General features: G+C 41.4%; 18 protein-coding genes and 2 pseudogenes. 4 read left to right on the forward strand and 16 right to left on the reverse strand.

Annotated elements, in window-relative coordinates:
* Positions 1-963: 963 nt before the first annotated feature.
* A pseudogene (locus tag AC5JQI_RS14780) lies at positions 964-1,530 on the forward strand (tyrosine-type DNA invertase); the annotation flags it as partial.
* 353 nt (positions 1,531-1,883) lie between these two features.
* Here AC5JQI_RS14780 and yjiA read toward each other — a convergent pair.
* The 5 genes from yjiA to map form a co-directional block, all read right to left on the reverse strand.
* Positions 1,884-2,846 (reverse strand): GTPase, encoded by a 963-nt coding sequence (yjiA, locus tag AC5JQI_RS14785; RefSeq protein ID WP_493912719.1) that lies wholly within the window; start codon positions 2,844-2,846, stop codon positions 1,884-1,886.
* Between the two features lie 57 nt (positions 2,847-2,903).
* Positions 2,904-3,107, reverse strand: a complete 204-nt coding sequence (locus AC5JQI_RS14790; protein ID WP_047962587.1) for a YbdD/YjiX family protein — start codon at positions 3,105-3,107, stop codon at positions 2,904-2,906.
* A gap of 157 nt (positions 3,108-3,264) precedes the next feature.
* A complete protein-coding gene (locus AC5JQI_RS14795; RefSeq protein WP_493912720.1) occupies positions 3,265-5,418 on the reverse strand; it encodes a carbon starvation CstA family protein in 2,154 nt (717 codons plus the stop codon).
* A gap of 269 nt (positions 5,419-5,687) precedes the next feature.
* Positions 5,688-7,112 (reverse strand): phosphoethanolamine transferase, encoded by a 1,425-nt coding sequence (locus AC5JQI_RS14800; protein WP_493912721.1) that lies wholly within the window; start codon positions 7,110-7,112, stop codon positions 5,688-5,690.
* A 416-nt stretch (positions 7,113-7,528) separates the two neighbouring features.
* The gene (gene map / locus AC5JQI_RS14805) at positions 7,529-8,320 is read right to left on the reverse strand and encodes a type I methionyl aminopeptidase (RefSeq protein WP_493912722.1); all 792 of its coding nucleotides are present in this window, start codon (positions 8,318-8,320) and stop codon (positions 7,529-7,531) included.
* 544 nt (positions 8,321-8,864) lie between these two features.
* Between map and mutS the strand changes: the two genes are divergently transcribed.
* Positions 8,865-11,426: a DNA mismatch repair protein MutS gene (mutS, locus tag AC5JQI_RS14810; RefSeq protein WP_493914698.1), complete on the forward strand. Its 2,562-nt coding sequence runs from the start codon at positions 8,865-8,867 to the stop codon at positions 11,424-11,426.
* A 63-nt stretch (positions 11,427-11,489) separates the two neighbouring features.
* Positions 11,490-11,939 (forward strand): annotated as a pseudogene (gene miaE, locus AC5JQI_RS14815) (tRNA isopentenyl-2-thiomethyl-A-37 hydroxylase MiaE); the annotation flags it as partial.
* A gap of 238 nt (positions 11,940-12,177) precedes the next feature.
* On the opposite strand, the gene rpoS reads toward miaE, so the two are convergent.
* The 5 genes from rpoS to AC5JQI_RS14840 all read right to left on the reverse strand — a co-directional run bounded on the left by rpoS (position 12,178) and on the right by AC5JQI_RS14840 (position 16,951).
* Positions 12,178-13,173 carry an RNA polymerase sigma factor RpoS gene (gene rpoS / locus AC5JQI_RS14820; protein ID WP_493912723.1) on the reverse strand — a complete coding sequence of 332 codons (996 nt, stop codon included), beginning with the start codon at positions 13,171-13,173 and terminating at the stop codon, positions 12,178-12,180.
* A gap of 53 nt (positions 13,174-13,226) precedes the next feature.
* Positions 13,227-14,300: a murein hydrolase activator NlpD gene (gene nlpD / locus AC5JQI_RS14825; RefSeq protein ID WP_493912724.1), complete on the reverse strand. Its 1,074-nt coding sequence runs from the start codon at positions 14,298-14,300 to the stop codon at positions 13,227-13,229.
* 152 nt (positions 14,301-14,452) lie between these two features.
* Positions 14,453-15,079 (reverse strand): protein-L-isoaspartate(D-aspartate) O-methyltransferase, encoded by a 627-nt coding sequence (locus AC5JQI_RS14830; RefSeq protein WP_493912725.1) that lies wholly within the window; start codon positions 15,077-15,079, stop codon positions 14,453-14,455.
* The gene (gene surE, locus AC5JQI_RS14835) at positions 15,073-15,837 is read right to left on the reverse strand and encodes a 5'/3'-nucleotidase SurE (protein ID WP_323853378.1); all 765 of its coding nucleotides are present in this window, start codon (positions 15,835-15,837) and stop codon (positions 15,073-15,075) included. The genes AC5JQI_RS14830 and surE overlap by 7 nt, the downstream gene beginning before the upstream one ends.
* An 832-nt stretch (positions 15,838-16,669) precedes the next feature.
* Entirely contained in the window at positions 16,670-16,951 is a 282-nt protein-coding gene (locus AC5JQI_RS14840) for a gp53-like domain-containing protein (RefSeq protein WP_275368504.1), read from the reverse strand.
* Between the two features lie 427 nt (positions 16,952-17,378).
* Here AC5JQI_RS14840 and rhuM point away from each other — a divergent pair, with 427 nt between their 5' ends.
* On the forward strand, positions 17,379-18,386 hold the full coding sequence (rhuM, locus tag AC5JQI_RS14845) for a RhuM family protein (protein ID WP_493912726.1): 1,008 nt from the start codon (positions 17,379-17,381) through the stop codon (positions 18,384-18,386).
* Between the two features lie 244 nt (positions 18,387-18,630).
* Here the strand turns inward: rhuM and AC5JQI_RS14850 are convergent, their stop codons facing one another.
* From AC5JQI_RS14850 to AC5JQI_RS14875, 6 genes are all read right to left on the reverse strand, one after another.
* Positions 18,631-19,053, reverse strand: coding sequence for a tail fiber assembly protein (locus AC5JQI_RS14850; RefSeq protein ID WP_493912727.1), 423 nt, complete (start codon positions 19,051-19,053; stop codon positions 18,631-18,633).
* Position 19,054: 1 nt separating this feature from the next.
* Positions 19,055-20,323, reverse strand: coding sequence for a phage tail protein (locus AC5JQI_RS14855; protein ID WP_493912728.1), 1,269 nt, complete (start codon positions 20,321-20,323; stop codon positions 19,055-19,057).
* On the reverse strand, positions 20,323-20,916 hold the full coding sequence (locus AC5JQI_RS14860) for a DUF2612 domain-containing protein (protein ID WP_275374777.1): 594 nt from the start codon (positions 20,914-20,916) through the stop codon (positions 20,323-20,325). The genes AC5JQI_RS14855 and AC5JQI_RS14860 overlap by 1 nt, the downstream gene beginning before the upstream one ends.
* Position 20,917: 1 nt before the next feature.
* On the reverse strand, positions 20,918-22,159 hold the full coding sequence (locus tag AC5JQI_RS14865; RefSeq protein ID WP_275374778.1) for a baseplate J/gp47 family protein: 1,242 nt from the start codon (positions 22,157-22,159) through the stop codon (positions 20,918-20,920).
* Entirely contained in the window at positions 22,156-22,512 is a 357-nt protein-coding gene (locus AC5JQI_RS14870) for a contractile injection system sheath initiator (RefSeq protein ID WP_493912729.1), read from the reverse strand. The genes AC5JQI_RS14865 and AC5JQI_RS14870 overlap by 4 nt, the downstream gene beginning before the upstream one ends.
* Positions 22,513-23,415: 903 nt before the next feature.
* Positions 23,416-24,279, reverse strand: coding sequence for a DNA adenine methylase (locus AC5JQI_RS14875; protein ID WP_493914699.1), 864 nt, complete (start codon positions 24,277-24,279; stop codon positions 23,416-23,418).
* Between the last annotated feature and the right edge of the window lie 15 nt (positions 24,280-24,294).

Here is a 24,294-nt window from a genome sequence, read left to right on the forward strand (position 1 = left end):
CAATTACGATCAGTTTTTTATTAAGTTTTGTTTATGTGATTCAAAAACAGAACACACGGTTGTGGAGTCATTTTATCCATGCAATAAACTGATATACAAATCATCGAAATTACGGCGCATAAGGTAAGTTTTACTGAAGTAATCTGATGAGGCCAAAATTTTCTATTTGTGGATTTTTTGGTCTTATCCCTGCCATATTCTGCGACACTTAATTCAGCAAATAATCATTATAATAATGAAATTATATTTAATTAATCATTACAGTAATCTATTGACCTAAACTTGGCTAATTGAATAAAAAACAATTATCTTATCAAATTTTGACCACAATAATATACAATGTAAATAATAAAAAACGATACAAATTTAACTTAAATTAAGCACATTACGATAATCCATTTTCCAGCATCTCTCTTAAATTAGCTAAGACTCTTTCTTTGATTATGTGTTCACCTCATGGTGATTAGAATAAAAACCCAGTTAATGATTGAAAACCAAAATATTACACTAAAAATAATATGGGAAAGGTATATTTCAATCAAATATAGCGCGTTATCTAAACAACTTAGATAAATCATTTACTTTTTTAGCTAAATGCAGTAAAAATACACACTCAATACACCTAAAAGGAACTTTGGAAGAATAAAAAACTAAAAACAAAATCGACCTGAACAATTAGTTGTAAAGTTCAATAGATAAGTTTTTTTATGTGGAATTATATTTATGATTGTCCCATTCTGTACACCAAGGATTACATATCACACGTTTATACAAACTTAATTAGTATTTTCATTAAAATAAGACAAACAGAAGCAGCAAATTTTTTATTTGCAGTATTCCAATTAAATTAATCTGGTATTTTGCCAATCATATTCAAAAAACACTGATGGATTATTGTATTCAGTTGGTTTAAATACCTTGCTATTTACAATTAATCTAATTTGATGTCATAGGAATGATAATTTCATGAAGCAACGTAAATTTTTAACCCGATACGAAATAGACGCAATTTTGGCAGAAACAAAACAAGGACGTCACGCAGAAAGGGATTACTGCATGCTATTAATGTGTTTTATTCATGGGTTTAGGGTAAGTGAGCTGTGCAATCTGCGTTTATCTGATCTTGATCTAAACTCAGCGATTATTCATATCAGACGGTTAAAAGGTGGTCTTTCAACCACACATCCTTTGATTCCAGAAGAAATTGAAGCATTAAAGAAATGGCTTAATATTCGCCAAAAATGGCGGGAAGCGGATTCTCCTTGGGTATTCCTCTCCCAAAAATCCGGGCCAGTTTCACGGCAGCAAGTTTATGGATTGCTAAAACGTTATGGAAAAAAGGCTTCAGTCAGTGTCTCTCCACATCCTCATATGTTAAGACATGCTTGTGGCTATGCATTAGCTGATCTCGGTCGGGATACACGTTTGATTCAGGATTATCTTGGACATCGCAACATTTCACATACTGTGATTTACACCGCCAGTAATGTGAAGCGTTTTTCCAGAATTTGGGAGACTCAATCTAAATAAATATTTATTTTTCTCTACTTCTTTTACTAACATGACTTGTTATTGCAACAATCTCCACTTATTACTCTGTGGAGATTGCAGGTGGATACAATAGGCTATTTCACCATGACCTAACGTGAGTCAGTATTTTATACTTATGATAAATTCAGTTTATGAATAGGTTTTATTTTTATTGTTTTATATTTGTTAAAATAACCGTTGGATTTTTACATAAAATTAAACCTAATAACTAGAATATATAATATAAGTTTCTATTTAAACACGAGCAGCGAATTTATACAGGCTATTTCACTGCTCAATAATGAATAAAAAATGAGCAGTTATAATTTGGTAATCAATTGCTCCACACATCATTATTCTACAAACAACTCCACAAATTTTTCACGAATTTTCTGTTCAGGCAGCTCCATGCCAATAAAAACCAACATACTCTCACGGACTTCTTCAGTACACCATTCCCTGTCCCAATCAGCACTATACAGGCGTTGTACCCCTTGAAACAGTAATCGGCGAGACTCACCTTTGATGGCAAGTATGCCTTTGTAACGCAGTAAATTGTCCGCGAAGCTCAGTAACAACTCTTCCATCAAGTCCGAAATGTCGGATAACTCAACTGGGTTAGGCAAATTAACAATAATTGACCGAATAATGTTTTGTTGTTCAGGTACAAATCGGTATATCGGTGTCGAAACAGTCAGCTTATCATTCAGTATGAAGCCTTCAATATCGAACAATATGTTTAGATCTGCATCACCTTGAATGACTTTATGAATAGGTGCTCTGGCGTTGATTCTCTGCAAACGTTCAATTAAGGCATCATGGGCTGGAGCAATATCTGTTTTCGTCAGAATAACCCTATCGGCGTATCCCACCTGAGCTTGCGTAATGGAGAAACGATCTAATTGTTGTTCTGCATGGACTGCATCCACCAATGTGATAACTCCATCCAATAAAAAACGCTGGCACAGTACTTCATGGGAAAAAAAAGTTTGGGTAATCGGGCCGGGATCAGCCATACCGGTACATTCAATAATCAGACGGTCAAAGTAGATTTGCCCTTTATCCATGCTATCCAGTAAATCCAGCAGGGCATCTTCCAATTCACTTGAACGGCTACAACAAATGCACCCATTGCTTAATGTTTTGATCTGGGTTGCTCGATTGCCAATCAACTCATTATCGATAGGAACTTCACCAAATTCATTTTCAATGACGGCGATTTTATAACCATGATTGGCATTGAGAATATGACGCAGTAGCGTCGTTTTGCCTGAACCCAAAAAACCGGTCAGGATTGTAACTGATATTGGTTGCATTGTAGTTTCCCACTGGTTATTCGTTTTTCTTTCTGTTCATGGCACTATCCGTGTTTATTAACAACAGCGCATACCCCCCTTTCCATCACCGCCATAGCGGGCATTCTGACGTTCACGGAAAAATTCCTCATAGGTCATATAAGGTTTATCAGGATGATTTTCCTTCATATGCTGTACATAAGTGTCGTAATCAGGGACGCCCACCAACATGCGGGCAGCCTGCCCCAAATATTTGCCAGCCCGGCCAAGATTACCAAACATAATCGCTCTCCAAAAAAATACCCCACATAATACAAAGCTGATTATGCGGGGTACATACCCTTCGTCTTTCAAACTGTAGCTTTGTTGGCTGCAACCCGAAACTCATTAGGTATAACTATTACTGATTCACTTGGTCTACATCAACTTAAGTATCAAATCAGTGCGTAGAAGAAACTTTTACCCCACCTTCCGGAACTGGAATATAAGAAGTTTCGTTATCAGTGCGCTCTGGGTTTTTACTCGCTTTTATCGCAGTTTTGATACCATAAATAATGATGCTATACACTACCACAAAGAACACGATACTTAAGCCCGCATTAGTATAGTTGTTCACAACAATATGGTTCATGTTACTAATTTGCTGAGCAGTCAATTCTGCACCACCTTCTGCAATCCGTTGCTTATACTCTTTCGCCAGGAATAAGAAACCTTCGAGCCGTGGATCATCACTGAATAATTTCAGTCCCAATGCCCATGTTGTACAAATCAGCAGCCAGACCGCAGGGATCACCGTTACCCAAATGTATTTGGTGCGTTTCATCTTGATCAGTACAACAGTTCCCAACACCAGCGCAACGGCTGCCAACATCTGGTTAGAGATACCAAACAGAGGCCACAGACTCTTAACGCCGCCCAATGGATCAACGACACCTTGATACAGCAAATATCCCCAAAGCCCCACACAACCTGCAGTACCGATAATACCGGCAATCAGGGAATCAGTTTTTTTCAGGAATGGTACAAAGTTACCCAAAAGATCCTGCAACATGAAACGACCAGAACGTGTACCTGCATCCAGAGCCGTCAGAATAAACAGTGCTTCAAACAGAATACCAAAGTGATACCAGAATCCCATATCCGCTGTCGGGATAATCTGGTGGAAGACGTGTGCGATACCCACCGCCAAAGTTGGTGCGCCTCCTGCACGGTTCAGAACAGAGGGTTCACCAATGTCTTTTGCCGTTTGCAGAATTTGCTCAGGTGAAATCACAAAACCCCAAGAACTTACAGTCGCTGCCGCATGGGTTGTTACTTCTTTCAAAGATTCCATGATCATCGGAGCTTCTGCCGTGCCCAAATTATGCAAATCAGGCATGGTAATACCCAACGCTGCCGGAGGTGTATTCATGGCAAAGTACAGACCCGGCTCGATGATAGATGCAGCAATCAATGCCATGATCGCAACAAATGATTCCATCAACATCGCACCATAACCAATGAAACGTGCATCTTTTTCGTTTGCCAGCAATTTAGGCGTCGTTCCCGAAGAAATCAGAGCATGGAAACCAGATACCGCACCGCAGGCAATGGTAATGAACAGGTATGGGAACAATGTGCCTTTCCAGACTGGCCCTGTACCATCAATGTATTGTGTTACGGCAGGCATTTTCAGCTCAGGGTTCAGGATAACAATCCCGATCGCAAGGCCAACAATCACCCCAATTTTCAGGAACGTCGCCAGATAGTCACGCGGTGCCAGAATTAACCATACTGGCAGCAATGCGGAGATAAATGCATAACCAATCAACGCATAAGTAATGGTAGTATCTTTGAAAGTCAGCGCTGGTCCCCAATAAGGGTCAGCCGCAACAACACCACCAAACCAAATAGCAGCAACCAGCATGATAATGCCAATCACGGAGACTTCACCTACACTCCCCGGACGGATATATCGCATGTAGATCCCCATGAAAAGCGCGATCGGTACCGTTGAGCAAACGGTAAATACGCCCCATGGGCTTTCCGCCAATGCTTTCACGACAATCAAGGCCAGCACTGCCAGAATGATGATCATAATTAAGAAGCAACCAAACAAGGCTATTGTACCCGGTACACGCCCCATTTCTTCTTTGATGATCTCACCCAATGATGCACCATTGCGGCGGGAAGAGATAAACAGCACCATAAAGTCCTGTACCGCACCGGCAAGCACCACTCCGGCCAAGAGCCACAAGGTTCCCGGCAGATATCCCACCTGTGCCGCCAATACAGGCCCCACCAACGGCCCCGCACCTGCAATGGCTGCAAAGTGATGACCAAACAAGACATTTTTATTGGTAGGAACGTAGTTCAACCCATCATTATTAACGACAGCAGGCGTTGCCCGTGTGGCATCCAGCTTCATCACTTTGGTTGCGATATAAAGGCTGTAATACCGATAAGCAACCAAATAAACCGCTACGGAAGCAACAATAATCCATAAGGCACTAACGTGCTCTCCCCGGCGGAGCGCAACAACGCCAAGACAAAATGCACCAATTATCCCCAATATCATCCAGGGGATATGTTTTAACAATTTATTATTGTTCATAATACTTCCTTTCCAAGGTAAGACGAACAGCAAGTCATCATTTAATTTTTACTTCCTTTTCCATAAACCGACTATCTGATAGCCGGAAGGAAGCCATCCCCATGAAGGGCATATACTCCTCGCCACACTGCACTATGATATAAAACTCTCCCTGCAATATAGGAAGGATCTGAGCCAGCGGTTGAATACCCTATTAAGCGGTCAGAATCCTTCTATCAGTGGTTCTTGCTGAGGAAAAACGAATCAGATTTTGTGAGATCACTCACTGCTTATAAAACGGGGTCAATAGTGTCGTCTTTTAATTGATTAAAGCCTTTATATTCGCCATCAAATGAAATTATTGTATGCTGGTTCTGGCATTCTTGGTTAGAAAACCAATTACATTCGGATACCAAACGAGGTTCTTTTATCCCCAGCCATGTGGATAACATAGATAAAAGATACAAACCGCTGCGATGTGCATCTATCGTATTTTTAGCAGAATAATCGTAACCGGTGATGATAAATGGAACTTGATAGTTTTGCTGATTATCATCACTATGCGTCAGATTCTCGTCATTCGTGTTCTTTTGCACAAATGACAATCCATGATCCGCAAAATAGAGCATCGTCCACTGTAATTGGTTCTGTTTGGCAATATTTTCAATTTGAGCCAGCAGGCTATCCGTATTGTAGATACTCTGGATATAACATGAAATATTTTTCGAATGGAAATAGGTCGTGTACTGCTCATCGGTTCTGGCACAAGGTTGTGGATGCGATCCCATTAAGTGAATGACAATCAACTTCCTCTGTTTATCTTTCGTCAATGCGTTACGAATGGCAGGCAACAGATTTTCATCCGGCATATAGCTACGATCATCTGAACTGCCTTCCTTTAAAAAAGTATAATGATTAGCCTGCTGCCCAATCATCGCTACGGGAGAATCAAACCCACCTTTCATACCTTGGTTAGAAAGCCAGTAAGTTTCAAATCCCGCTTTTCTCGCCAGTGAAATGATACTGTTATTCAATTGAGTTTCATTTACTGTACTGATTGCCAAAGAATTCGTCAGTGACAACTGTGTCGATGGTGCGGCAGAAATATAATGGGTTAATATTGTTGCATTCGCATTATTTAACCATGGCGTGTTTTTATCAGGAAAACCATAGGCATTCAGGAAATCTTTTCGGACACTTTCCCCAATCACCATAATGTATGTATCGTATTTTTCTTCCTTAATAACAGGTTGCCAGTCATCTTTATTCTTAATAATCTTGGCAAATCGGCTATTTTCTGACATGACTTTTGTGTAGCTATGATAAGCATCACTGAAAAAACGAACTTCAGGTAAACTGGTGTTCAAAAGCTCCGAGTCATTTTCAAAGCCCGATTTAATATACCCTTTAACTGGTGACCAAAAAGCCGGAATGAAGAACAGTGCAAATAACCATTTTTTCCCTTTCCCCGATAATGTGATGTTTAATTTGAAGGCAAATATCATCAGGATAAAAATAGTGATAGTGGTCAAGTAAGTTGAAGCCGAAAGCCCACTAATATATTCCAAAGTTTCATACTGATTGGTATAGATTAATGATCCTACTGCGTTGATATCCGGATAACCGTAATTGAGACCAATTGGAGTATAAATCATTCCTACAATGGAAAAAAAAGCTATCAGGAAGATATAGGCTCTTTTACTGACAACAGACATAAATAAAAAGAATGCGAAGGCACTGAAAACATATATCAACTTTAATTGATAACCTAAGCATTTATGCATTAAAAAAATCAGGAAGAAAAGAGCTATAAAGCAATAAGAGTTCTTATTTTTATACAATAAAGACATAGTAACCCTGTAATTTTATATAAGATTAGATAAACTTCTTTAAATCTATTTTACTGAATAAGATCAAATTTTGGATATTAACTAAAGTTCAACATAATTCAAATTTAACCAAAGGCAAAGATAAAGATAGATCTACCCAAATCCGTTAAACCAAAACCAATTTATTTCAAGTTGCAGCGCGAGGAAAAAGAAACACTTCCCCCAACCATCTGACTATTTAACCGGGGGGAAGAGTGTAACCAACAAGGCAGCAACTTAAAAGATAAAGGAGTCCCTACTCACTAGATTTCAAAAAATGCACGCTCGTCATCCCGTAGGGTCAGCACCTTAAAACCGTCACGAGTGACCAAGATTGTATGTTCAAACTGAGCCGATAGCCGGCGATCTTTGGTCGTTACTGTCCAGCCATCTTTATGCAGCTTCACGTCTTTTTTACCTTGGTTAATCATGGGTTCAATCGTGAAAGTCATTCCTTCTTCCAACACGATCCCTTCACCCCTTTTGCCATAATGTAAAACTTGTGGCTCCTCATGCATCGAACAGCCAATACCATGACCACAATATTCACGTACTACAGAGTAATTATTCGCTTCAGCATGCTTCTGTATCTCATGACCGATATCGCCCAAAGTGATACCCGGCTTCACAAGCTTAATCGCCTTATACAGACATTCCTGAGTCACATCGACCAAGCGTTGGGCATGGGAAGATACATCGCCGACACAGAATGTAATACTACTGTCACCGTAGTATCCCTCTTTTTTAACGGTCACATCGACATTAACAATATCCCCATTCTTTAGTTTCTTTTCAGAAGGCCAGCCATGACAAACAACATGATTTACAGAAGTATTTACCGTATAGGGAAAGCCATATTGCCCCAGATTACCCGGTATCGCATCAAGGGTATTGATAATGTAATCATGGCAAAATGAATCAATTTCAAGGGTCGTTATACCTGGCACAATAAGCGAACGAACCGCTTCAAGTACCTGTCCTGTCATGCGCCCCGCGATTTCCATTTTCTTTATTTCATCGGATTCTTTTATCAATATGCCGTTACTTCTTGTCATGTATTTTTCTCTTTATGCAAGTTATACCTTACATCTTTCAAGTCGCAGCTTTGTTGGCTGCATCCTGAAATCCATTAGATATGTGTAGGTTCCTTTTTAATAATGCACTTACATTAGTACGCAACTCAAGCCAACATTTATTGCAGATTTTTCTAAAAAAATTTGAATTAAAATCTATCTAATCTGCCAACAACCCCCTTTAATTGGCTCCAACGCGAATCAAATATCCAGTATCTTGTAATACTTTAATATTACGTTCTGTGGTAATGGAAGATTGAGTCGCTTCGCAATCCTGCTGAATAGTCAAAAAATCTGATACATTCCTGCGAGTAATCCTGATAACCTACCGACCACATCGTCTTAATCTAATCCACAGATGAATCACACAGATTATCAGTGATAAGATAGTGTTTTCGCCTAGGATGAGATTCATTAGTGTGCCATCCTTAGCTGATTATATTTAGGTTTTATCATTTAGATGGGTTGACTGAGCATCAATGGCCCAACTGAGTCAACAGGAATAGTAAAATTGAATCAAATCAATATGAAAGAATCACCAGCAAAGGATTTAGATAGCCATACCCCCATGATGCAGCAGTATCTGCGCCTGAAAGCACAGCACCCGGATATCCTGCTGCTTTATCGGATGGGGGATTTTTATGAGTTATTCTATGACGATGCCAAAAAGGCCGCGAAGTTATTGGATATTTCCCTAACCAAACGTGGGCAATCGGCAGGTCAGCCCATTCCTATGGCGGGTGTTCCTTATCATGCGATTGAAAACTATTTGGCAAAGTTGGTACAGCTGGGTGAATCGGCAGCGATCTGTGAACAGGTCGGAGATCCTGCCAGCAGTAAAGGCCCTGTTGAACGTAAAGTTGTCCGTATTGTGACACCCGGCACAGTAACTGATGAAGCCTTGCTACAAGAGAGACAGGATAATCTTCTGGCTGCTATCTGGCATGATAATCAAGGTTTCGGTTATGCGACTCTGGATATTACTTCTGGTCGCTTCCAGATTTCCGAAATGGCTGACCAAGATACTATTGCCGCAGAATTGCAACGTACCCGTCCCGCAGAACTGCTCTATCCCGAAACGTTTGGTCATATAACACTGATTGAACGCTGTCATGGGCTGCGTCGACGCCCAATGTGGGAATTTGAACTGGATACGGCAAGACAGCAACTGAATTTACAGTTTGGTACTCGTGACCTGATTGGCTTTGGCGTGGAAAAAGCGGCGCTCGCCCTGCGTGCAGCTGGCTGTTTACTGCAATATGTAAAAGACACCCAGCGCACCAGCCTGCCCCATATCCGCAGTATTACGATGGAGCGTCCGCAGGAAACAGTCATTATGGATGCCGCAACCCGCCGTAATCTGGAATTGACGCAAAATCTATCAGGCGGTATCGAAAATACTCTGGCATCTGTACTCGATCAGTGTGTGACCCCGATGGGCAGCCGTATGCTAAAACGTTGGTTGCATACGCCAATTCGTAATAAAGATATACTGGAAAATCGCCAGCAAGCCATTTCTGCATTACAAGATATTGGTTATGAATTGCAGCCGTTTTTGCGTCAAGTCGGTGACTTAGAGCGTGTACTCGCCCGTCTTGCACTCCGTTCGGCTCGTCCCCGTGATCTGGCCAGAATGCGCCACTCTTTCCAGCAATTGCCAGATATTCACCAAATCATGGAGTCCTCTGAGTCCCCTTATATTCAGGCGCTACAGCAACGTGTGGGGAATTTTGATGAGTTACAGGTGCTATTGGAAAATGCAGTTGTCGAAACACCGCCTGTTCTGGTGCGTGACGGTGGCGTGATTGCTACTGGCTATAATGCTGAGCTGGATGAGTGGCGGGCACTGGCAGATGGTGCCACCGATTATCTGGATCGACTGGAGATCCGCGAGCGTGAAAAACTTGGCATTGATACTTTGAAAGTCGGCTTCAATGCCATACATGGTTACTATATCCAAGTCAGCCGTGGACAAAGCCATTTAGTGCCAATTCATTATGTCCGCCGTCAAACACTGAAAAATGCAGAGCGCTATATTATTCCTGAGTTAAAGGAATATGAAGATAAGGTTCTGACCTCCAAAGGCAAAGCGCTTGCTATTGAGAAAGCCCTGTATGAAGAACTGTTTGATTTGTTACTGCCGCATCTGGCCGAATTACAAACCAGTGCTGAAGCGCTGGCAGAACTGGATGTGCTGTCAAATCTTGCCGAACGCGCAGAAACCCTGAATTACACCTGCCCAACCCTGACGGATAAAGTTGGTATTCAAATCACTGGCGGTCGTCATCCCGTTGTTGAGCAAGTGTTGAGTGAACCCTTTATTTCTAACCCATTGATGCTCGCGTCACAACGTCGCTTGCTTATCATCACGGGGCCGAATATGGGGGGGAAAAGTACTTATATGCGTCAGGCAGCTTTAATTACGTTGCTGACATATATCGGGAGTTTTGTACCAGCTGAGAAAGCGGTTATTGGCCCGGTAGATCGCATCTTCACCCGTGTGGGCGCTTCCGATGATCTGGCATCAGGCCGCTCTACGTTTATGGTGGAAATGACTGAAACCGCCAATATTCTGCACAACGCCACCGAATACAGTCTGGTTTTGATGGATGAGATCGGGCGCGGTACTTCAACTTATGATGGCTTATCGCTTGCTTGGGCTTGTGCCGAAAGTCTGTCTAACCGCATCAAGGCAATGACTCTGTTTGCAACCCACTATTTTGAACTGACAACGTTGCCGGAAAAACTGGAAGGCGTCGTCAATATTCATCTGGATGCCGTTGAGCATGGTGACACAATTGCTTTCATGCACAGTGTACAAGAAGGTGCTGCCAGCAAAAGTTATGGACTGGCAGTAGCTTCTTTGGCAGGTGTCCCCCGTGATGTGATTAAGCGCGCACGGCAGAAACTAAAAGAGCTGGAATCACTCTCCAATCATGCAACGGCAAGCCATGTCGATACACCGCAATTAACCTTGCTGGCAGAAGATACACCTCCGGCAGTTGAAGCGTTGGAAAACCTGAATCCAGATACGCTGACCCCACGTCAGGCACTGGAGTGGATTTATCGTCTGAAGGATATGGTGTAGTCATGGAAGGCGCAGCTATGGAAGACATAGCAAGATGGGGTAACGCTAAAGTTTGATAACAGCCTGTTAGCGCCCATTTATCAGTTTCTACAGTGTGAGACGCCCGATCAGTGGGTAAAAAAAGCCCGGCAGCCGGAAAGCCTGCCGGTTTTACTGAGTGATCATATGTTGTGCGAATTGAAAGCTGCCCAAAGTGCCAAGTTTTTAATTCGCAAATATGCTGCCGATCCTGAGAGTGCCGATGCACTGCTGACATGGTTTCGACCCTGCGAAAATTTTGCCTATAAAAAATTAGGGATATACATTCACTAAAGGGAAAAAATCAAGTCACCAAACAAATTACCGCCTGTAAAAAATCACCGTATGGTAATGATTTAATTTACAAAATGGTGCTGTTAATTAAGGAAGAGTTACACCACTTTTATCAAATACTGGAAATAATAGATGCCTGAGGGATAGGCTATGACAATATCAGCGCCAGCCGCTACGCTAAGTCACTGTTTCAGCATCTCCAGGGGATTAATGAAAGGCTCCTGCCTTTCACCGGAGGCCAACCTTTGGCTGGGCAAATTCGTTCCCGACGAATTTGTCATTCCCTTGCCGTCGGGCTGCATCTTGAAACCCAATAGGTATAAAAGATAAAGTTATAATGAAAATATAAGTAACTTAATAAATAAAAGGTGGGCCTAATTAGCCCACCTTCAGATTACCACCTAAATATACCGTGTTTTTTCGAACCGGGTATAAATAATTAAGTACGGAATAATGATTCTAAATTCAGGCCTTGGGTATGCAATATATCTCTAAGGCGACGCAACCCTTCAACTTGAATTTGACGAACTCTCTCCCTTGTTAATCCTATTTCTCGCCCAACATCTTCTAATGTTTCTGCTTCGTATCCAAGTAAACCGAAACGACGTGCCAAAACTTCACGCTGTTTTGCGTTCAGTTCAAACAACCATTTCACGATGCTCCTTTTCATATCATCATCTTGAATGGTTGTTTCAGGTCCTGAGTCGTTTTCATCAGATAAAATATCTAATAATGCTTTATCTGAATCGCCACTAATTGGTGTATCGACAGAAGTAATGCGTTCGTTAAGCCGCATCATACGACTTACATCTTCAACTGGTTTATCCAGTTTTTCCGCAATTTCTTCAACACTGGGTTCATGATCCAATTTGTGTGCCAGTTCTCTTGCAGTACGTAAATAGACATTTAATTCTTTGACTATGTGAATAGGAAGACGAATTGTGCGGGTTTGATTCATGATGGCACGTTCAATAGTTTGACGTATCCACCATGTTGCATAAGTGGAAAAACGAAATCCCCTTTCAGGATCAAATTTTTCTACCGCACGAATAAGCCCAAGGTTCCCTTCTTCAATCAGATCTAGCAGAGCTAATCCACGATTACTATATCGACGGGATATTTTGACGACCAAACGCAAATTACTTTCAATCATACGCTGGCGCGCCGCAATATCTCCACGCAGTGCTCTTCTAGAGAAAAGAACCTCTTCCTCTGCTGTCAGCAGAGGGGAAAAACCTATCTCTCCGAGATAAAGTTGTGTTGCATCAAGAACTCTTTGGTTTACACCTTGCAACAAATCCAAATCTTCATCAAGATTGGTTACATCATCCCCATCTTTCAGCAACGCTTCATCAAAGTCATCGGCTTCCATGCCACTTTCGTCTAAATCCGCATCATCATACAACTTATTAACTTTAAGCGTACTTTGGCTCATCAGCTGCTCCTACCCATGATAATGCGGGCAGGAATTTCAGATCCTGCCCCGGTTTATCGCTGCGAAAGATAACGCAGCGGGTTTACGGATTTTCCCTTGTAGCGAATTTCAAAATGTAATCTCACGGAACTTGTTCCGGTACTACCCATGGTGGCAATTTTTTGCCCCGCTTGGACATCCTGCTGCTCACGTACCAACATAGTGTCGTTGTGAGCATAGGCGCTCAGGTAGTCATCGTTATGTTTTATAATTATTAAATTTCCATATCCGCGTAACGCATTCCCAGCATAAACTACTTTGCCACTGGCAGTTGAAAATACGGGCTGGCCACGACTCCCCGCAATATCAATGCCTTTATTTCCTCCCTGAGAATCAGAGAAGCCTTCAAGAATCTTTCCTTCCGCAGGCCATCTCCAGCTACTACTACTAATAGTGCCAAGATTGTCAGCACCATTTATACCCGTATTAGTTGCTGTAGGTGCTTTTAATGCGGCACTGTCACTATCAGAAATAGTTGCTCTTGGCAACATTTTTCTTGTGCTAGGTCTATCAACGTTTGCAGGATACGCATTAATTTTTTGAAAATCAACCTGCTTAATTTTAGATTGGGTACTATTTGATGCTATTAATACACCATTCTTGGAGTTTATATTATCCATTCTCAGGACTTGACCAACATTTAAACTATAAGGCTCTGAAATATTGTTTTTGAGAGATAAGTCACGATAATCATGACCCGTAATCCAAGCTATGTAAAATAGTGTATCGCCATGTTTGACTGTATAGGTATTGCCGTTATAGCTGCCTTTCGGGATGTTTTCGTAGTTACGGCTATAGGTAATTCTTCCTTGATGTGAACTCACATTAGCAGCAGGATTCACTGGCTGGCGGTTTTCTACAGCACGATTCTCTGGCGTACTATTTTTTGAAATGATTGCAGGAGAAGACGGCATAGGAGTCGAAATTGATGACGGTCTGGAGGATATTCCTCCGTTTTTTTCCCTATTATCAATATTCACTATTGGAGCCGGACGATTTGGTGTATTGCTACAACCAACCAATATACTCCCTATAAATATATTGATGATTATCCACTTTATTTTTTTCATTGGGTTTCCTAAATTCATACCTTATTCCCCCACAAAGGCAAATATAAGTACTAATAATGATGATTTATAAAGAAATTTAGAATTACAAAAGATTTAAAGCGAGATATTTTGCTCAGCTTAAAACAAAATGACAGCCAATTTTAAAATTACGCCTCAAATAAATCAGCTGATTATGCTAGCTCGCCTTGAATTAGAGGTACAAAACGGACAGATTCGACAACTTCGCTATGAAAATCATTTCCATAACGATGCACCACTTTCAATGACTGAGAACTCTCGCCAACAGGTAAAACCATGACACCACCATCAGCAAGCTGATGAAGCAAAGCTTGTGGAATTTCTGGTGGTGCTGCTGTAACAATTATGGCATCGAATGGGCCTTTTGACGGCCATCCATTCCAACCATCGCTGTGACGAGTTGAGATATTGTGTAGGTCGAGTTGCTTCAACCTCCGCTTTGCCTGCCATTGCAATCCCTTGATACGCTCCACGGAGAAAACATGTTTAGCCAGATGAGCAAGTATCGCTGTCTGATAGCCAGACCCTGTCCCAATTTCCAACACATTGGATTCAGGCGTTAAATTCAGCAATTCTGTCATGCGGGCAACAATATAAGGCTGAGATATAGTTTGCCCATGTCCAATGGGCAAAGCTGTATTTTCATAGGCTTTGTGTGCAAGAGCTTCATCAACAAAACATTCCCGAGGAACGCTGGCCATGATTTCCAGCAAGTGCTCGTCATGTATACCTTGCTGGCGTAATTGAACCAGCAAATTTTTCACTGCCCGGCTCAGCATTCCCCAATATCCCCGACCTTTGCCAACCAATCGTTTATCAGTTCATATGCTTTGTAAGCCGTCAAATCCACCTGCAAAGGAGTTATAGATACAAATCCTTCTTCTACCGCAGCAAAATCTGTTTCAGGCCCTGCATCATTTTTTTCACCCGGAGGACCTATCCAATAGAGCATATTGCCTTTGGGATCTTGTAAAGTATGGACTTCTTCCGCAGCACAGCGGCTGCCGCATCGCGTTACCCGAAAGCCTTTGATTTGTTCAAACGGAATATCAGGCACATTGATATTCAAAATATTACCCGCTCTCAATGGGAATTGTTGCAGCAAAGTCAATAACTTTACTGTCACCTCTGCTGCGGTTTCATAATGTCTGTCACCATTTAGAGATACCGCGAGTGCGGGTAACCCTAAATGACGACCTTCCATCGCAGCCGCAACTGTGCCGGAATAAATCACGTCATCACCAAGATTAGGGCCACAGTTGATCCCTGAAACGACGATATCAGGGCGGGGACGAACTAATTTATTTACACCCAAATAGACACAATCAGTCGGTGTACCTTCCTGGACAGAAATATCACCATTATTCAGTGTATTAATACGCAAGGAACGATCCAGCGTTAAAGAATTAGACGCACCGCTACGGTTACGATCAGGTGCAACCACCTGAACATGATAGTGTTTACGTAATGTTGCCGCTAAAGTTTGAATTCCCGGAGCGGTGACACCATCATCGTTACTCAGCAATATCCGCAGCATTGAATTATCTCGTTGATTTTATTGATACAAATGTAAGTATGCACTATATATTGTCCTGCATGTTGTCCTATTTGATTGAAGTAACCAATAATTAGGCAATGCAATGCTTGACTGTTAAGAAATCGATTGATCTTAGCAGAGGATGCTTACCTATATAAAGGAAAGAATCTAATGAAATGAGTTGCAATTACAAGCAGCATAGGTTAGCACACCCACCCCACCAATGATGCAGTGGTTGGGAGGGATATCAATTTAACATATGGGATAATCCGTATGTACTGGACGGCTTAAACTCAAGCTCTCTACTGTGGTGATTTCCCCTATAGTTGATTAACTCTTTGGTTCTTTCGAGGTCCTCACTTTGACCACCCGAGACATCTCTTCCGTAAATTCGTCTTTATTTCAACTGTTGGGAAAATCCCAATGGCTACTTTATGTGCTGGACAAAAAGAATAAATTCATTGTGTTTCAATGTATTACTTGGACATAACGGGCTGGACAAAAAGAGTTAACTTATTGTTTTTAAGGTTTGTTTTTGAGCGCAAGGGGTCTGGACAAAACAACTTAACCCTTTGTTTCTGGCTCATTCTTTTGTGCGCACCTCTTGATGAGTGAGTGAAAGGGGAGAATTGTCCTTTTTAACGTAACCTGTTGATTTTGCTTATTCTGTCACAGGAACGGAAATAAAAGATATCCGGGATAATTGCCATTACGACTTTAGGCAGGAGTTAGAAAAAATAAAACAGTTAAAATTATCTCGTACAGCCATATTATTAAGCCAGAAAGTATTCTGGCTTTTAGTTTTTCTGTTCTTGATAAAATAAATCTTATATTAATAACCTATAGCAAACCAATAAGCTTCTTTCTCTGCCGAATAGCCTTGATATGTAAATCCTGACGTTGATAAACTTTGAGCAACAATATTTATTTGGCTCGACCCATTAGTACTTGCTAAAGTTAATTGCACATTAAAACAGGCAGTAGAGAATAGAGTGGGAAAATCAACATTAGTTTGATCTGTTGCCCTATTTATAGTTCCCCATTGGTAAGTTATACCTGTCGAGCCACATTTCCACCAACCATTTTTACTTTTTAATGCGATATTATTATTCATAATTTCCTCTCAATATGTATAATTATAATATAATCCATTGAAAACCTCTCAATACAATATGTATAACATCATAAGAAATAATATATTTCAATATATATTTTTTATGGGACTTTAAGGAAAAATGTAATGTATTTATTAGTTTACATCTCTAAATAGGAAAACATAAAATCCAATCTCATGAAATATCCAGACATTATTCATACATACTATTTTTATCAGCTTTCTGAAAAAATATTAAATTACCACATCAATAATATAAGTTATTGAAACAGTATTAATTTGAAACAATATTTTTTATTGCATCCTGTGTGAATTAATTACGCCGTTATCTCACAGATTAGGGAGTTTCTGATCAACAGATTATTGAGAGTGATAATATATTTGTCGCTATGTTCTATTGAAATCAATTAACTATAGGGAATTCTGCATGAGTGCCGATCAACGCTTTAGTCTGGTAGTCTTTCAAAAAGAAAATGAGCTAATTGATTTCAAGATACATCGGGATACGCAAGAAATATGGGCTACAACTAAAGAAATAGCACAGCTATATGATGTTGATAAAGACACTATTTCTTACCACATTCGCAATATTTTTCAAGATGGTGAGTTAGAGGAAAAAGCAACTACCGAAGATTTTCAGGTAGTTCAAAATGAAAAAAATAGGCAAGTCCGCAGAATTTTAACCCACTATAATTTAGATATCATTATTTCCGTCGGTTATAGGGTGAGTGCCAAAAGAGCAATACATTTTCGTCAATGGGCAACTCAAACACTGAGAACTTATCTTGAACAAGGTTATATCCTTAACGAAAAAGCTCTCAGTGAATCACCGGAAAAAGTCAACAAATTAGCAGCAAAAGTTCGCGAAATAAGATCTGGAGAAAAGCAGGTTTACGCTAAGGTACGTGAATGCTTTAAGATTAGCGCTTCTGACTACAATCCCTCATCTCAAGAAGTCAGAACTTTTTACGCTCTCCTGCAAGACAAATTTCATCATGCTGTGACAGGAATGACTAGCTCAAAGTTAATTCTTGATAGGGCAAATCATCGTGAAGATAACATGGGTCTTTACTCCATAATCGGAACTTTTCCCACTAAAAAAGAAATTGAAGTTGGTAAAAATTATCTCAGGCCTGATGAGTTATATCGCTTACATCTACTTTCTGAGCAATTTCTGCTTTACGCAGAATCTACAGCCCTTCAAGGGAAGGCGATGACAATGCACTCACTTCACGCTCAACTAGACAGGTTGCTAACTTTAAATGACTACGATGTTTTCCCTGGGTATCGAGATTACCTAAAAGACACAGCATTAGATCATGCAAGACAAGAATTTGAAAGATATAAGAAAAAGAAAATAATTGAAGATGCTGGCTATATATATGATGAAGAGCTTGTAGAGTTAGGCGAATATAATTTTCTTTTTGAAGAATAACCCCCAGCCCTCCCACGAGGGCTTTTCTCTATCACGAACCTCAATCATCCCCAGCCTTACACCCCACTACCCGCTAATCTCCCCTATGGGCTATTTGGCACTATGCTCCTGCGGAGGATCAGATGCCAATACCTGTTTCTGATTCCACACCGAATCTTCCGGCATCTGGACACGGACAGAAATAGACCTGCCAGCCGGAATATCACAGGATTCGCCATCGTGAAAGGGGCACTTAGCCCCATGCTTACTTCGGCTGTTCCGGCCATGCGATATCGGGGGAGGTTGAGCAATCCACCCGATTGAGCAGTACCCGATATTTACGCCAGTCGGTGAGTGTGGATTTTTCGGCATCGGTTGCCATGTCCAAATCAACGGCATCCTGCAGTGGAGTGATCACCGTTGAGGCCTGCGCCATTAAATGACGTTTTTCTCGTTCGGCTTGTTGCTGGCATTCTTCCAGTGTCGGAGGGGGAATGTCACCCCATGTTGGTAACCCATTCGGGCCAGCAATACGTATTTTTCCTGCGGGCGGCATATTTCCTGCAAATTCGTTAAAAACAGTCTCACTGACCGTAACGCCGTCATCCGGCCACGTCCCCATCTCCAGATAACGAGGTTTTAGCTCATTCAAACAAAATACATTGGCTTTCGCACTGTATGTGTACATTTCAATACCCCACGGCAATCCAGTTAAACCGAACTTGTGTCCCTACACGCGCATAGCTAAACGACTCATTAGACAACTGGTTATGATCCAGTTGCATTATCGTCGCGTCACTATAAATATTCGAACCCGATAACGTCATTTGCACAAAAGCGGTTGTTTCGGGAAAACGCATTGGCAGGACAACACGCCCTTCTGACGGTGTATCTATCACTCTCCCCCATTGCAGGATGATACCGGTATCCCCGCATTTCCACCAGCCGGAGGACGATTTATTCGCCGTGTTTCGGCGAAGGTTACCAATATTGCTAAGAATGTCACTAATGGTAGCCAGCTGGCCGTCTTTCTCAGGGAAATCCAGTGTATATCGTCGCTGTTTGTTGGGGGTATCTGCGTAAATCGTCAGACGCTTTCCCTGAGTCGCTTCAAAACCAATGAGGTGCGCATCATTAGAAATAAATCGCATTCCCGGTAATTGATCCCCGCTGATGAGCGTCAGATAACCAATAGAGGCATGTTTTGCACTGGAAACCGGCAGGGCATTTTTCGCCTGATTAACCGTATCCCGTAATTCAAGATTGTTGATAAAAGCCGCCTTATCCTGAATGTCTGTGCCGTTCTGGTTTTTCTCCAGACGAGAATTAGCATTGTCATACGCTTCCTTAACCGCTTTCGGGGTCGCTGCCTGTGTTTCGTTGTTGCTGTCTACCGCGTTATCGAGCTGGACAATGCCGCGCTGGGTGAGTGAGGCATCAGGGAGTTTATCCAGCGTCGAAATAGCCCCTAATCCCAAGTTACTACGCGCAGTCGCTTTATTGATAACATCTGCTAGGTTGTTGGATTTCTGCAAAAACAACCCTTCAGGATCGGTGAGCATGCTTTTCCAACCTGCGGCGGCTGCGCTGTCTGGGTCCGTCATATTCCCATCAACAGTATTCCACCAAATTTTTTTACCATCTGCACCGAGCACTACAGCACCCGCACTATATCCTCGAATAGCCTGACAGAACTCCGCATTGAATGTGTATAGCCCACCTGATTGCAAATAACGCAGCGCTGCCGTGATATCGTTCAAGAGGCCATTAAAATCCTGACCGTGCGGTGGTACTCCACCAGCGGAAATCGGCGTCATTGTGGATGGAGGAAATCCACTGTCATACGCTGCATTGCCGTTAGATTTAGTATGCTCTGTCGCTGCATTCGGAATCACGTTTTTATCGCCAGCACTGGCAAATGGAACTAAAATCTGACGTGGTTTATCATTTAATTTCATTATTGTTGTACCTTTTGGATAATTGAGACACTGACCCCAGCAGGGTATGGCAACGCATCTGATGATTGGACTATTCCTAGTTCAGCTATAGATAACTCAAACTCAAATATGTAGCTCATTCGCAGACCTCCATCATTTTTTACATACGCCCGTCCGCTATTACCAAACATATAAACCAACATGCGATTAATGTTCGGGATGGTGCAATCGGTAATGTTTGACATTGCTTTCATCATGATGAGTTTTCGATACATTGCGTCTGTTAGTTCGACTGTTTTTGTCGATGCTCCGCCCCCGTAAAACGGCGCCTGATTAAATGGAAGTGGATCAGAACGTTCCGGCACCGAATGACGCGCCTCGTTGAATCCCAGATATTGAAAATCATCCCGAACAGTCAATAGACGATTGACGCCCACAATACGCCCCCACACATCTAACCCGTAGGTTTCTGCGGTTTCGATATTCCAAATCAAGTCATAAAAATTATCGATAAACTTATCGGGGGATACTGCGGAATTGAAACTATTAATGATGGAATTCAATTTAGGACTGGCGGCGTATTGGGCGAGTATAGTCTCGGCCACATTTTTCACATTAGACCTCCACCATATTAACCGTAATATTGGAACTATCTAGCGTAGGAATTTCATCAATGCCAAAACTTACAGCGGCATCATAATGGGTGGCATTCCTGCTTAGGGTAATGCTGACAATATCAATGTTTGCCTGATCAATATTATAGACGCCGGAGTAATAGCGTCCGGCATATAATGTTGTTCCTATTCGTGCTCGCGTCCCGCCATCAATACCATTAAACGCGTCTTGAACTGCATTCACGACCAATTCATTAATATTCGATGACAGGAATTCATTTTTCCGCAAATCAATCCGCACAGAGACTCCAATTGGCTTGACTGTTTCCCATTTGATTGTGTACTCAGGATATGGATGCGTATAACCATCTTTATCTACTATCGTGTGTTCAGTGTTGCCACACATATCAATGCCCGGAGGACCGCTGTTCCAAATTGCATTAGCAATGTCATCCGCTTTCCCTCCGTATACCCCTACATAAATTGAATGTGGTAATAATGGATAGTTGGATGTCCCCATGTTTTTTGTAAAGCCACTATTATTAGAAATGACATACGCGTCAACCAAGCCAGCGACTTCCAGTACTGCGGCGCGGATGGCTCCTAACGTATTTCTGGCGTTACGGGCAACAGACTGTCGGCGACGATATTCAAAATTAGCTCGGCTTTCCTCATTTGCCCCCAGCACACCAGCAGCCTCATTACGAATTCCAGACCAACCGGGTACAGAACTGTATATCGTATCCAGATCCCCAATTTGGCATGGTATTGGGCCAGTAGAGGAATTCTGAAAAACAACATCCACGGAACCTGTGGCGGGAATAGTTGCACTGTTTAGCGCATGATACAGGTAGCCTGTTTTATCACGCGCGATACTGCCTGCCGGAATTACCGTTCCGACCATACCGGTGCATTTTGCCGTTACCGTTGTTCCTGATGCCGGGATTCTGTCCAGAAAATAAATCCGTCCGATAGCATCCTGAAAACGACCAGAGGCGTAATCTGGGTTTATCTGGTTCACGATAGCCAGCAACTGGTCGTTTTTATCAGCAATAATAGCCGAGTCACTCACCGCAATTTGCCCCTGTGGTGACGTCAGGCTGGTACTCATTTGCCCGCCCAGAGCCGTAGATAGGTCACTAAGACGCCCGTTCAATATGTCAATTTCATCAGGCACCAGCAAACCCGTTTTGGTAAATGTTACTGACGGGACACTGGTTGATAAATTTACTGTTTTCGTCATAGATTCACCGTCAATTGGTCAAAATTACTGTCTGTGATAGTCATCACACCATTAATACTTCGATGTGCATCACTCACCGCTGTACATGACGCAGACTGAACGTAAGGCAATTTGAGAGCCTCTTGTTCCATCTTGGCATTGATAAGCTGCGTACCCGGCCAATGCCCAAGGATGCGCTGATAATATGTAATACCCAGAGTTGTGTCATACCAGCACTCACCTAAGAATGTACTGCATGCACACGCAGCGTCTTGCGCCACAGCATAAGGATTTTGGGTGATAGCCAGATTTCCTAAATCATCCAGCATGACATCCCACTCATCCGCATTAAGAAGCAAAGAGCATGTCTGCATTCAATCCTCCACCCCATCAAAGGGGATATTGAGACGTAAAAAAACCGCACGAGGCGGCCTTAGATGTGAAAAAGGCTACGCAATGCGCAGCCTTGAATTCATGGGGTTATTTATTGCAGAGTATATATTCTAACAATAGAGACTCTTGTTACAGCGCCATTATCCGACCCAAATACCCTTTGTTTTGATGTTAAAGGCTGGCCTGAATTTTCAGGCACAAACTGCGTTAAAAATGGCAAGAGCGCTAAATGGACTGGTCTTGTTATCGTTTCTGAAGATGGTGAATCGTATGGGCGAGACTCTACTAATTTCCGCGTCATGAACCCAATCATCACGGATGAGAGAATAGAATACCAGATAGAATGGTCTCGTGGGAACGAATGGCGCACTATGCAGAACGTAGTCATCAACCGACTTACTGGTGGCGCCGTGAGCCACTTTGTCACTGAACATGGTGGAGACAGTTACCAGTGCCGGATTGCAAAAAAATCAATTTAAATCAATAAAATATGTAATTTATTTATCTTTAGCAATCAATGTAAACCATCCTTGATAGTAACTACAAAATAAGCCCCATCACGGGGCTTTTTTTATGGATTGCTTTCTTATAATGCTCTAATATATAAAAGTTTTTACTTAAAACATTATGGATAAAAAATGAAAAATAAGAAGCAGACAATTATAATTGCAGTTGTTGCATTCGTGGTTATGTTCTTCTATCTCTTATCAAAAAATCTAGCTTCAATGTAATCATAAAGCCCCGTGATGGGGCTACCAGTTCATATTTTATGACTTGTATCTAATCTTTTTAGATATAGTGATTAAAGTTAAAACTAATAATAATTGAGATAAAAAGAATGTCTTTTAGCTCGAAATTTAATCACCACACTTTGCAACTTAACTTTACTCATATTTATAATTAGATGGATCTCTAGTGTTTGGAACATTAAGTTCCTCACTAAAAAACATTAATTCAAGCCCTTTCCTTTTTTTTTGAACACTATAATTCAGTTCATAATTTAATGCCTTGCATTTCGTATACATTTTTTGTATTTCAGGTACGTCATCATAAGAAACTACCCACGGAGACTTTATTTCATTAATAATCTTATCAGCAATGGACACATGATCATCATGTATATAGTGATTTTCATACAACCCCTCCCCTTTCACATAGTAAGGAGGGTCTATATATGTAAGCGAGTTTTCAGGCAGCTTTTTTACAACTTCATCGATAAAATCTATGGCGTCTAAATTGTATACTGATACCTTGTTGCTATTATCACCTATTGCTTTGATTCTTTTAATCAAATTATCTTTGTTAAATCTTGCATCTAACTTCCAGTTACCTTCTTGTTTTTTGCCACCAATGACACCACCAAGTAAAATACCTGAACGGTTAGTACGGTTAAGAAAGAAGGCGGAAAAACCCAATGTAAGCAAATCGCTTGAGTCTAACTTACTCATTACATCTCTTTGCTTGTACCATTCATCTATGGTGATATTAGTACTCTCTATCAGCGAGCATAACTTATCATTGTTATATAACACTGAGTACCAGAAAGCATACACAGCTGGATTAATATCATTTAAATAAATATGGTTAACATATTTATGAGCTAATAAGTTCAAAGCCAGACCAGCTCCACCTGCGAATGGCTCTGCATAATGGCATTCCTTAAGCTCATTTTTATCTATGATCCCCTTGAAATACTGAGTAAGCTTTCCCTTTCCTCCAGGGTACCTTAGTGGGGTATTAAAACGCATATCATTTCCCTCTAT

It is taken from the genome of Xenorhabdus sp. XBWT (genome assembly GCF_059072735.1).